This window comes from Priestia sp. P1_B12_1, from assembly GCF_056406695.1.
In genome coordinates, this window is record NZ_JBFTZR010000018.1 from 25002 (window position 1) to 36770 (window position 11769).

At 38.4% G+C, this 11769-nt stretch carries 9 protein-coding genes and 15 tRNA genes; 1 reads left to right on the plus strand and 23 read right to left on the minus strand.

The features are described from left to right. Positions 1–12 precede the first annotated feature (12 nt). The 8 genes from AC1D0Y_RS26695 to queG form a co-directional block, all read right to left on the minus strand. On the minus strand, positions 13–468 hold the full coding sequence (locus AC1D0Y_RS26695; protein WP_477708146.1) for a VanZ family protein: 456 nt from the start codon (positions 466–468) through the stop codon (positions 13–15). 259 nt (positions 469–727) lie between these two features. Beyond that, positions 728–1624 (minus strand): cation diffusion facilitator family transporter, encoded by an 897-nt coding sequence (locus AC1D0Y_RS26700; protein ID WP_014461808.1) that lies wholly within the window; start codon positions 1622–1624, stop codon positions 728–730. Between the two features lie 144 nt (positions 1625–1768). After that, positions 1769–2800 carry a DUF3231 family protein gene (locus tag AC1D0Y_RS26705; protein ID WP_060745429.1) on the minus strand — a complete coding sequence of 344 codons (1032 nt, stop codon included), beginning with the start codon at positions 2798–2800 and terminating at the stop codon, positions 1769–1771. Positions 2801–2904: 104 nt separating this feature from the next. Continuing rightward, positions 2905–4083 (minus strand): sporulation protein YhbH, encoded by a 1179-nt coding sequence (yhbH, locus tag AC1D0Y_RS26710; protein WP_013055180.1) that lies wholly within the window; start codon positions 4081–4083, stop codon positions 2905–2907. A 324-nt stretch (positions 4084–4407) separates the two neighbouring features. Then, on the minus strand, positions 4408–6303 hold the full coding sequence (locus AC1D0Y_RS26715) for a PrkA family serine protein kinase (protein WP_013055179.1): 1896 nt from the start codon (positions 6301–6303) through the stop codon (positions 4408–4410). Positions 6304–6761: 458 nt separating this feature from the next. Continuing rightward, a complete protein-coding gene (gene trmL / locus AC1D0Y_RS26720; RefSeq protein WP_016762878.1) occupies positions 6762–7235 on the minus strand; it encodes a tRNA (uridine(34)/cytosine(34)/5-carboxymethylaminomethyluridine(34)-2'-O)-methyltransferase TrmL in 474 nt (157 codons plus the stop codon). Positions 7236–7299: 64 nt separating this feature from the next. Continuing rightward, complete coding sequence (locus tag AC1D0Y_RS26725) at positions 7300–8187, minus strand: amidase domain-containing protein (protein ID WP_060745430.1); 888 nt, start codon at positions 8185–8187, stop codon at positions 7300–7302. 72 nt (positions 8188–8259) lie between these two features. Next, entirely contained in the window at positions 8260–9396 is a 1137-nt protein-coding gene (gene queG / locus AC1D0Y_RS26730) for a tRNA epoxyqueuosine(34) reductase QueG (protein WP_477708147.1), read from the minus strand. A gap of 129 nt (positions 9397–9525) precedes the next feature. On the opposite strand from queG, the gene AC1D0Y_RS26735 reads away from it, so the two are divergent. Further along, positions 9526–10191, plus strand: coding sequence for a B3/B4 domain-containing protein (locus AC1D0Y_RS26735; RefSeq protein WP_028410313.1), 666 nt, complete (start codon positions 9526–9528; stop codon positions 10189–10191). A gap of 115 nt (positions 10192–10306) precedes the next feature. On the opposite strand, the gene AC1D0Y_RS26740 is transcribed toward AC1D0Y_RS26735, so the two are convergent. The 15 genes from AC1D0Y_RS26740 to AC1D0Y_RS26810 form a co-directional block, all read right to left on the minus strand. Beyond that, positions 10307–10380: transfer RNA gene (locus AC1D0Y_RS26740), tRNA-Gly, on the minus strand. Between the two features lie 72 nt (positions 10381–10452). Then, a tRNA-Leu gene (locus AC1D0Y_RS26745) sits at positions 10453–10534 on the minus strand. Between the two features lie 30 nt (positions 10535–10564). Then, positions 10565–10653 (minus strand) — tRNA-Leu (locus AC1D0Y_RS26750). A gap of 14 nt (positions 10654–10667) precedes the next feature. Continuing rightward, a tRNA-Cys gene (locus AC1D0Y_RS26755) sits at positions 10668–10741 on the minus strand. Between the two features lie 32 nt (positions 10742–10773). Next, a tRNA-Gly gene (locus AC1D0Y_RS26760) sits at positions 10774–10848 on the minus strand. Between the two features lie 5 nt (positions 10849–10853). Further along, positions 10854–10928: transfer RNA gene (locus tag AC1D0Y_RS26765), tRNA-Gln, on the minus strand. A 28-nt stretch (positions 10929–10956) separates the two neighbouring features. Continuing rightward, positions 10957–11032: transfer RNA gene (locus AC1D0Y_RS26770), tRNA-His, on the minus strand. A gap of 30 nt (positions 11033–11062) precedes the next feature. Further along, positions 11063–11136: transfer RNA gene (locus AC1D0Y_RS26775), tRNA-Trp, on the minus strand. A gap of 5 nt (positions 11137–11141) precedes the next feature. Further along, a tRNA-Tyr gene (locus AC1D0Y_RS26780) sits at positions 11142–11225 on the minus strand. Positions 11226–11235: 10 nt separating this feature from the next. Beyond that, a tRNA-Thr gene (locus tag AC1D0Y_RS26785) sits at positions 11236–11311 on the minus strand. A gap of 25 nt (positions 11312–11336) precedes the next feature. Further along, a tRNA-Phe gene (locus AC1D0Y_RS26790) sits at positions 11337–11412 on the minus strand. A 15-nt stretch (positions 11413–11427) separates the two neighbouring features. Beyond that, positions 11428–11503 (minus strand) — tRNA-Asp (locus tag AC1D0Y_RS26795). Positions 11504–11506: 3 nt separating this feature from the next. Then, positions 11507–11583: transfer RNA gene (locus AC1D0Y_RS26800), tRNA-Met, on the minus strand. Positions 11584–11594: 11 nt separating this feature from the next. After that, positions 11595–11670 (minus strand) — tRNA-Val (locus AC1D0Y_RS26805). 23 nt (positions 11671–11693) lie between these two features. Continuing rightward, positions 11694–11768: transfer RNA gene (locus tag AC1D0Y_RS26810), tRNA-Glu, on the minus strand. Position 11769 lies beyond the last annotated feature (1 nt).

Below are 11769 nucleotides of genomic sequence, written 5' to 3' on the forward strand. Positions count from 1 at the left end.
CGTTTCTCAAGTTCATCTTTTTTTGAAACGTGCTTTCAGCATATTCTTAATCCAATATAGTATTTTAATAATAACCCAGCCTATAAATGTACCTAGCGTATTCAAAAAGATATCATCAATATCAAATACTCGTTCCGTTAGCTTGTACTGTAAAATTTCAATTAAAAAACTGATTAAGAAACCAGTCGTAAACACTTGGATAAAACCATCAAACCACTTCATAAACAAAGGAATAAACATTCCAAGCGGCGCAAACATTACGATATTTCCCAGTATATTTGTCACAGTAAGCATTATATTGCCGCTTTCCCACATCAGACGGATCGTACTAAATAAATCCAAGTTCATTGCTTTTCCGTAAACATGTTCGTTTTCCCGTATGAGCGTAGCATAAATGACCACTACCCCATACGCAATAAATAGAATGAACATGACTTTTTTAACGATTGACCTGATGCTTACATTCACTTCAACATCACCTTCTTTGACTCCCAAAACCATTTATTATTATCTATATGTACCCGTCCACTGCTTTCATTCGTCGTGAATGCATTTACATGCTTTTTTATCCTATCACATCAATAAATAAATACAATTCCCTTTATACAATTTTATTAAACTTGATTCTTTATAAATAAAAATCCTCATTATTTTATGCTACTCATTTCATTAATTTCTACATATATAAATAATAAGAAGCAGCGAGTAGCACTTCGCTGCTTCTTATTTAATCTGGATAATAAGGATTCAAATGGATTAATACTTCCTGAATATTATCATGCTTTTTCATAAGTGTTGCTTTGATTTCTCGTCCTAAATCATGACCTTCCTTAATTGTTTTAAAGTGGTCAATTGAAATACGTACATCCACTAATATGTAATGGCCATGTTCTCTTGCTCGAACGCGATCAATCCGCTTCACATCTTCAAATTCATAAATGCTTTCTTCAAGTTCTTTCAGTAGCTCTTCATCAATATTGCCTTCCATTAAGATCTGAAAAGACTCTCCCATCATTTGTCTGGCAATGTTAAAAATTAAATAAGCAACAAAGATACTTGCTATTTTATCTCCGTATAACAGCAGTTGAACATCCATTTTATCACCAATAATCGATAATAAAACACCAATTGCCGCTGCAATAGAAGCAACAATATCTGCTTTATGATCAAATGCAATTGCCTCAATTGCCTTACTGTGGTGCTGCTTCGCTACGTTTAAAGAATAACGGTACAACAATACCTTTGCTATGTATGAAATAACAGCAATCCACATGGCTAAAATATTTGGAGATTCAACCGGATGGAATAAACCAACGACTCCTTCAAATACCACATAAAATGATACAAGCAATAAAATAATTCCTACGATTCCCGAGACAATCACTTCTGCTTTTCCATGTCCATATGGATGGTCATCATCTGCTGGTTTATTTGCTACTCGTATAACCAACAAGACAATAATAGAGGCAAATACGTCCGCTGCAGAGTGAATACCATCAGCAAATACAGCATCACTATTTCCAATCCATCCTACTATTACTTTTCCTAGCGTAAGGGCAATATTGCTCCATACGCTAATCCATGCTACTTTTTTCGCAATGGACTCCCTTATACTGTTGTTCATTTCCACACCTCGACTTACTTCTTGAAAAATCAGCTTTTTTATCTTATCACTGCTCATTCAAGTGGGTCTAGAGCAATCTATTTTCGCTTAGCTATATATGTTTCGGTACCGCAAAATTAATGATAATCTACAACATACTCCTTATTATTTCTCCGCCAACTTCTTACGGTCTGTTGCCATTGGAGGTTCTTCCATCCAACCTTGCTCAATCATAATCCGAATTCCATCTTTTCCATACTTCCCTATACGCCCGATTAGCTGAGAAAATTCTACTGCTACATCCGAACGGAACGACATAGACAAGCCAGCACCGCAGTTATCAATAGCAATTGTCACCGCTGTGGAAGTATGATACATCATCAGCTTATCTGAAAACGGTGAAATCGTTGAGTTGGTTACATATGCATCAAGCAGACGCGGACTTGGTAGGTCAGCTTCAGACAATAACTCGGTGAATTGCTTAATTTGCTTACTCGCAAGTTTAACTCCATCAAAAAAATAAGAGCGTAATTTTTGTGTGGTAGCTACTTGACTAAATGCCAGCATCAGCGTTTTACCTAATACATTTGTATTAACAATTTCTTGAATAGCCGTAACCTCCAAAGAAGTTAGAGGATGCATTTGAGAGAAAAATGGTGATATAAACGTTTTCTCGTCCACAAAATTCACTTTTACCGGATAAGGAATAACCGGAGGTCTCATCAGCATGCTTTTTCTTAAAATAACGTAGTTAGAATCCTCTAAAAGGCTGTCGCTTTCTTTTACACATCGAGACAGGTGATCATAAATATCTTGCCTTCTCACTGCGCTTAGCGCTCTAGCATATTTCTTCATACCTCCAATGGCCATTTCATTGACATAAATAGCCATAAAAATATCATCAAATAAAGCAGGAACTCCTTTATTCACATCTTGTTCCCCAAAACCTACTGGTATTGGAATTTTTTCCGAACTGAATAATTCCGTCAATTCGTCTACATGAGTTTGTGAAATCTGATGGGCTTTTTTTAAGAGCTCCTTAATCTCTGCATCTTTTACAACAGATAGAAAATACCCAAGAACACATACATACAGCGTATCGCCTAAATATTGCGCCCATAAGTAACCTAACTCAGCTGCGTTCAACCGCTGATTTTGTTGATGTTTTTGCATTTCGCTCTTTATATTTTCGTTCATTCACTTATTCTCCTTTTGGATAAAGTCGTACTTTTACTATCTCCAAAGAAGCGCTGAATAAACCGCATAAAAAAGACCTAGATAACAAGTCTAGGCCTTTTAGGTTAAGCATATTTCTGGTCTTCTGTTTCTTTTCTAAAAAAGCTTTTCATGGCGTGAAAAACGTCTGATTTTTGTTTTAAAATAAAGTGTCTAAAACTTTCGTCTTGAATATTTTTGTACGCAGACATTAAAGTGGAATGTCGATTGTACTGATTCACTTCCCCATATCCAAACATATTTGACACTTTCATTAATTCATTTACTAACTTTACACACCTTGCGTTATCTGAAGTTAAGTTATCGCCATCTGAAAAATGAAACGGGTAAATATTATAGCGGCTCGGATCATACTTTTGGTTAATTAATTCAAGCGCTTTTCGGTAAGCAGATGAGCAGATGGTTCCCCCGCTTTCTCCTTTGGAGAAGAAGTCTTCTTCTGATACTACTTTTGCCTCTGTATGATGCGCAATAAATTCAATTTCCACTGTTTCATATTTCGTACGTAAAAAGCGTGTCATCCAAAAGAAAAAGCTTCTTGCCATATACTTTTCCCATATGCCCATCGAACCGCTCGTATCCATCATAGCTAAGACGACTGCTTTCGATTCTGGCTTTATAACTTCATTCCATGTTTTGAATTTTAAATCCTCCGGATAAATAGGATGAAAAGCAGCCTTTCCTGTCATTGCGTTTCGCTTGTAAGCGCTCATCATCGTTCGTTTTTTATCGATATTCCCCATCAAACCTGTACGTCGTATATCATTAAATTCAATGTGCTCCACAACAATTTGATCAGATTCTTTTCGCTGAAGATTAGGCAGTTCTAATTGAGCAAATAAAGCCTCTTGAAGCTCCATAAGAGACACTTCTGCTTCAAAGTAGTCTTCTCCAGCCTGGTCACCTGCTCCTTGACCTTTTCCTGCCCCTTTTTGACCATCTCCAGCAGATCCATCACGTGCTACTACATCCCCAACTTTACTGTCTCCATCACCTTGACCCACATGTTTGTTTTTATCATAATTGTACCGAATTCGATATTCATCCAATGATTTGATCGGAATTTTAACTACTTCTCTTCCATTGGACATCACGATATTTTCTTCTGTAATTAAATCCGGTAAATTATTTTTAATTGCTTCTTTAATTTTTTCTTGATGTCTTTTTTGATCATCGTGGCCTTTACGATGGAGGGACCAGTCTTCTTTTGAGACAGCAAAACTTTTATCTACTTCTTTTCCCACGCTATTCCCCTCCTTATTTAAAAAACACCTGCACGTTTTTACTCGGCATGCATAAGCTATACCGAAAGTTTCTGACAAATACCTTTAGTTCAAAGGTTGGTTACTCTTATCCTATGCGCAAGAATGGTATACTTGCTAACTAATTCTTTCACTATTAACTATTCATTTTATAGTGTCTAGTGTCATGTATATGTTTATGACTTATCATATGATGGTTAAGTGCAATGCGTACTACACATTAGCCTAATTATGCAGAGTTTATTTTAAGAGATAAGAAAAACATGGCACAGATCGGAAGTGCCATGTTTTCTTGTTAGTACTGAGTTATCGATTTAACAAACTTCCTACATAGCGCAGCAGTTCATTAGCAGATACTGAATTGTATCCATGCTCATCAATCAATCGAGCCACTACTTCATTTACTTTCTTCAGCTGCTGCTCATCTGGTGTTTTAGTGGACGTTGTAATTTTCACTACGTCTTTTAAATCCGCAAACAATTTTTTCTGAATCGCTTCGCGTAAACGCTCATGGGAATTATAATCAAATCGTTTTCCTTTACGTGCATAAGCCGAAATACGAATTAAGATTTCTTCGCGGAATGCTTTTTTTGCATTTTCTGAAATACCAATTTGTTCTTCAATTGAACGCATTAATTTATCATCTGGATTTAACTCTTCTCCTGTTAGCGGATCACGAAGCTTATTTTTGTTGCAGTATGCTTCGACATTATCTAAATAATTATCCATTAATGTTTTAGCGGACTCTTCGTATGAATAAACGAACGCTTTTTGCACTTCTTTTTTAGCAATTTCATCATATTCTTTACGCGCCAGAGAAATATAATTCAAGTAACGCTCTCGATCCTCAGCAGAAATAGATGCATGCTGTGCTAACCCTTCTTTCAATGAACGCAGTACATCTAATGCATTGATTGATTTAATATCTTTTCGAATGATGGTAGATGAAATGCGATTAATGACATAACGAGGATCAATACCGCTCATTCCTTCATCCGTATACTCTTTTTGTAACTCTTCTACGTCTGCATCGTTATAGCCTTCTACAGATTGACCGTCGTATAGGCGCATTTTCTTTAATAAATCAATATCGCCTTTTTTAGGCTCTTTTAATCTCGTTAATGTAGTAAAGATAGACGCAATACGTAACGTATGAGGGGCAATATGAACATCTGATACGTCACTTTCACGAATCATTTTGTCATAAATTTTTTCCTCATCACTCACTTTTAAGTTATATGGAACAGGCATTACAATAATTCGTGAATGCAAAGCTTCATTTTTCTTATTGGAAATAAACGAGCGATACTCTGTTTCATTTGTATGCGCTACGATTAATTCATCTGCACTAATTAAAGCAAACCTTCCTGCTTTAAAGTTTCCTTCTTGAGTTAAAGAGAGTAAATGCCATAAAAATTTCTCATCACATTTTAACATCTCCTGGAACTCCATCATTCCTCGGTTTGCTTTATTAAGCTCTCCGTCAAAGCGGTAAGCACGCGGATCTGACTCAGATCCATACTCTGCAATTGTTGAAAAGTCAATGCTTCCTGTTAGATCGGCAATGTCTTGAGATTTCGGATCAGAAGGACTGAACGTTCCAATTCCAGTTCGTTTGTCCTCTGAGAAGAAAATGCGTTCGATAATGACGTCTTCAATTCTGCCGCCATACTCTTCCTCTAATCGCATTGTATTTAAAGGAGATAAGTTTCCTTCAATTCGGATACCATACTCTTCAAAGAAGTCTTTACGTAAATGATGTGGAATTAAATGCAGCGGATCTTCATGCATTGGGCATCCTTTAATAGCGTAAACAGCTCCTCGATCAGTAAGAGAATAAGCTTCAAGCCCTCTTTTTAACATGGTCACTAGCGTCGATTTACCACCACTTACCGGACCCATTAAAAGTAAAATACGTTTACGAACGTCTAAACGCTTTGCAGCTGGATGAAAATATTCTTCCACCAAGCGTTCTAGCGAATCTTCAAGTCCAAACATTTGTCCACTGAAAAATTTATAATGTCTTTTACCATTTACCTCTTCAATTCCTGCATCCTTTATCATGTTGTATACTCTAGAGTGTGCAGGCTGAGCAATTAAAGGCTCATCTTTAATCAGCTTTAGGTACTCTTCAAATGTCCCTTCCCACTTAAGACGATTCTCTTCTTCGCGGTATCTTTCAACTTTCTTTAATATATCCATTAAAGGACCTCCCCTACTAGTTATGGTGCTAGTGAACAAGATTAATACAATCTATGCAGCAAAATGTTTGAACATGCTTTTTAAATTGTAAAATTCAGAAATTTGTCCTTGCTAGGCATTCACAGTGAAGTATTTATTAGCTATAATAAAAGAGTAAGAAGGAACGGTTAAACTTTGTTAGAGAACTTATGTCTCTAGAAAAGTTATTTTGTCATTATTACCATCATGAGATATGGGAAGTCGGTTTTAACTGCAGTAGCTGTATAATCCTTTTAATTAGATTGAGGAGGAAAATCAATGCGCTTACTTTTAGTATTAGGAGTAACAATTGCTTTTTTAGCATCCATCTTCAGAGCGGGATACAATGATAAACCGGGCGTTAAAAAATAACCACTACATATCATCGTCGACATAAATAAAAAAGCGAGGTTCAATAAAATTTGAACCTCGCTTTTTACTTAAGATAAACCAGCATAATTTTGTTGACGCAGCGCTTCATAGATTAAAATAGCTGCTGTATTAGATAAATTTAAAGAACGAACATTTTCTGTCATCGGTAAACGAAGACATCTTTCCATGTTCTCTTCAATAATGTGCTTTGGCAGACCCTTTGTTTCTCTTCCAAATACGAAGAAATGATCCTGCTCTAAGTCACTATAATCAAATGTTGTATGTGGCTGCTGACCAAATTTTGTGATGAAATAGAAACCTGCTTCAGGATACTTTTCGAATACTTCCTCTAATGAATCATGATACACCACATTTACAAATTCCCAATAATCCAATCCAGCTCGCTTTAACATTTTATCATCTGTTGAAAAGCCTAACGGACGAACTAAATGCAGCGTCGTATTTGTTGCTGCACATGTTCGCGCAATATTTCCTGTATTTGCTGGAATTTCTGGTTGAAATAACACTACGTGTACTCCCACAAATTTTCACCTCTGCTAACAAATCTATTCATCATTATACCACTAACTTGCTAAAACGAAAGTCTTACCGATCAACGATATGGAAAAAATCATACTTAATCTTTGGCGTGTAAGCCGTTGAATCTTCATAAGCCCAATATCTCATTCGACTATTATACGTGTTCGCATTTACAAGAGGCATACCGTGACCGTCTTTTGCTACAACAATGGTCGTATGATTCCATCTCCCATCTCCTTCAAAATCGTAGCAGATAACGTCTCCCGGGACAAGTTCGCTTGCTGAAGATTTCCTCACTGCCCGAAGTCCTGATTTGGAGTTACTTAAATAGCTGTGCATGGAATGAGCAACTGCCCAGCTATAGCTCCAGGCGTTCCCTCTCATCCACCATCCGTTTGCTTTTTTAGGATATCCCCGCATCGGCGCCTTTCCTGCATGCAAACACTGTGAAATATAGTTGGTGCAGTTTACCTCAAACTGCTTATAACTTTCATTAGGTTTATCCCAATGTTTTTCTGCATACTGAACAGCTGCAAGACGATCATAATAAGAGGCTCTTTCTTCGTCTTCCTCTACTTCTTCTACATCCATTTCAACCTCATCTTCAGAAAAACCCTTTACCAGCAGCTCATCTTGAATAAGCGTATCTTTATAAAAAAGAGCTAAACGATCTTCAATTTCTTCTTCTATATAGAAAAAATCGTTTTGTTTTAAAAATGCCTGAATGTGCACCTTATATAATACTCTTGTTTCTTCCTGATCCGTATGAGCAGATTGAATAGAACCTTTCATATTACATTTTAAAACATCAACTTCTCTTTTTTTTATAAGAGACCGCTTTAGTTCACACTGCTGTTCAATGAAAGGCTTGAAGTCTTCATGAAGCTCACCTTTTACATAGCTGTCCGCACGCGCTTTAATTAAAGTATATAATACATTCCTTTTTGTTAGCATAATGTCACCACTTTTCTAAGCGTTTATTATACGCTATGACTCATTAGCTAACTTTATCAATAAAAATACGGTTTAGATCTCTTGAAGCATCTCTATACCTTTTGACATTTCTTCAATTACTTCTTGGTCCTTTTCTTTTTCTCTTAAGTTCATAAGTGTATCTAACGCTTCTTTATCGCCAATTTTGCCTAACGCCCATGCCGCTGTTCCTCGAATCACAGGGCGAACATCATTTTTAATTAACTCAATTAAAGCTGGAACGGCGGTTTGATCTTTAAAATGGGCCAGTGCAATAATGGCATTGCGCTGAATTGGCTTTTTCCCTCTCCAAGAACCTGAAATATGTCCAAATTTCTCTTTGAACTCACGATTACTCATCGTTAAAAGCGGTTTTAATTTAGGCTTCGCAAGTTCTGGATCAGGCTCCATCTCAGGGTGAAAATGAAAGTCTTTTCCTTTATTTTCAGGACACACAGTTTGACATGTATCACAGCCATATAAACGATTGCCTAATTTACTTCGAAATTCTTCAGCTAAAAATCCTTTTGTTTGGGTTAAAAAGGCAATGCATCGCTGCGAATTCAGCTGGCCGCCTGTTACAAGCGCACCCGTAGGACACGCATCAACGCACTTATTACAAGTACCACAACCGTCCTCTATCGGTTTATCAGGAGGAAACGGGATATCTGTAATCATTTCTCCTAAATACACGTAGGAACCGAATTCAGGTGTAATAATGGCACAGTTCTTACCGCTCCAGCCAATACCAGCTCTTTCTGCTACAGCTCGGTCCGACAGCTCGCCTGTGTCTACCATCGATTGAAGGATAGCTGCAGGTACTTTTTCTTTTATGAAGGTTTCAAGCTTTTGAAGCCTATCACGTAGAACCGTATGATAATCTTGCCCCCAAGAAGCACGGCAAAAGATTCCTCGGCGATCTTCCTTTGTGCTCTTTGGTGCATCCTTTAATTTAGAAGGATACGCAAGTGCAATTGAAATAATAGATCTAGCTTTTGGAACAACTAATGTGGGATCTACTCTCTTTTCAATATCAGGTTCTTCAAAGCCTGAAGCATAACCTAACTCTTGCTGTGCTAACAATCGATTCTTTAACTCATCAAACATAGAAGCACTCGCAAATCCAATCTTATCGATTCCAATCTCTTTGCTGTATGAAATAATTTCTTCCTTCAACTGATACGCATTCATAGTGAGTAATGGCCTCCTTTCCAAGAAATTCTATATATTCATGCATTGAACTGTTTTCTCACTCAATGAAATGATAGGATGGTATCTATAAACGAACAAATACTAATTATAATAGAAAGGATCAAAAAAATGAACTTTACATTATCGCCCGCTATTAAACAGCTTTGCCCTTCTTTTAAAATGGGAATCATTCAGTATAAAAATATTGAAGTTGGTGATTCTCCTCAAATGCTAAAAGGACGTCTGCGCCTCTTTCAAGAATCCATTTATTTCGACCTTGAGTCAAAAAAAGTAACAGAATTCGAAGGTGTTAGCGAGTGGAGAAAGCTTTTCAAAACATTTGGAACTGATCCAAGTAAATACCGTCCTTCTATAGAAGCTTTAATTAGAAGAATAGGAAAACAAACGTATTTGCCTTCTATCAATTCTGCTGTGGACATTAATAACTTTTTTTCATTGCAATATGAAGTCCCAATTGGAATTTATGATTCCTCTAATTTAGAGGGTCCCATCGAATTTACTATCGGTAAAAAAGAAGAGTCTTATGAAGCTCTAAATGAACGTAATATTTCTTTAGAAAATAAAATCCTTTCAAAAGATGTCCTAGGAGCTTTCGGAAGCCCTTATGTCGATTCTAACCGAGCATACGTAACTGAAAAGACAACACAAGCTGTACAGTTCATTTATTTAAAGCCTTCACTTTCAGAAGAACAGGCTTATAAACTAACTAAATCCCTAAGTGACATGTTCATTCAAATCCACGGCGGAGAAGCAACCTATCAAGTCATTAACTGATGTACGTAAATATAGCGTCTATCTTTTCAAGATAGACGCTATATTTACGCTAAAAATAAAAAACGCAACATCTCAGCTTTGAAAGCGAGACACTGCGTTGTGATAACAATATGTATGGAGCGGGTGATGAGAATCGAACTCACGACATCAGCTTGGAAGGCTGAGGTTTTACCACTAAACTACACCCGCAAATATTATCAAAATTTGTCGACCGATAAGTAAAAATAAAAACAGGAAGCATCCTGTCAAGTAAATCTAAAGTACCGATGGTCGGGGTCGAACCGACACTCCCGAAGGAACACGATTTTGAGTCGTGCGCGTCTGCCAATTCCGCCACATCGGCAAAATAAAAAAGGCAAGTTAAAATTATAAATGGTGCCGAGGGCCGGACTTGAACCGGCACGGTAGTCACCTACCGCAGGATTTTAAGTCCTGTGTGTCTGCCAATTCCACCACCCCGGCAGCTTGTAAATAAATGGAGGCGGCAACCGGATTTGAACCGGTGATAAAGGTTTTGCAGACCTCTGCCTTACCACTTGGCTATGCCGCCATTTACTCAAGACTAAATAACTTTATTAAAATTGGAGCGGAAGACGAGGTTCGAACTCGCGACCCCCACCTTGGCAAGGTGGTGTTCTACCACTGAACTACTTCCGCATATATGGCTGGGCTAGCTGGATTCGAACCAACGCATGACGGAATCAAAATCCGTTGCCTTACCGCTTGGCGATAGCCCAATATTGGAATATGCATACCGTTTATAAATGGGGCGACTGATGGGAATCGAACCCACGAATGCCGGAACCACAATCCGGTGCGTTAACCACTTCGCCACAATCGCCACGTATATATGCAATGTTATTTTTATAATTGGCAGGGGCAGTAGGAATCGAACCCACACTGACGGTTTTGGAGACCGTAGTTCTACCTTTAAACTATGCCCCTGTAAATGGTGGAGGGGGGCAGATTCGAACTGCCGAACCCGAAGGAGCGGATTTACAGTCCGCCGCGTTTAGCCACTTCGCTACCCCTCCACAATAACTGTGGTGCCGGCAAGAGGACTTGAACCCCCAACCTACTGATTACAAGTCAGTTGCTCTACCAGTTGAGCTACACCGGCATTTTAAAAACAAATGTTTTTAAAATGGTGGCTCGGGACGGAATCGAACCGCCGACACAAGGATTTTCAGTCCTTTGCTCTACCAACTGAGCTACCGAGCCTTATTAAATTTAAAATGGCGGTCCCGACGGGAATCGAACCCGCGATCTCCTGCGTGACAGGCAGGCATGTTAACCGCTACACCACGGGACCACTTGGTTGCGGGGACAGGATTTGAACCTGCGACCTTCGGGTTATGAGCCCGACGAGCTACCGAACTGCTCCACCCCGCGATGATAATATATGGTGGAGGATGACGGGATCGAACCGCCGACCCCCTGCTTGTAAGGCAGGTGCTCTCCCAGCTGAGCTAATCCTCCACTATTATGTAGATAAAAATAAATGGTGACCCGTACGGGATTCGAACCCGTGTTACCGCCGTGAAAGGGCGGTGTCTTAACCGCTTGACCAACGGGCCA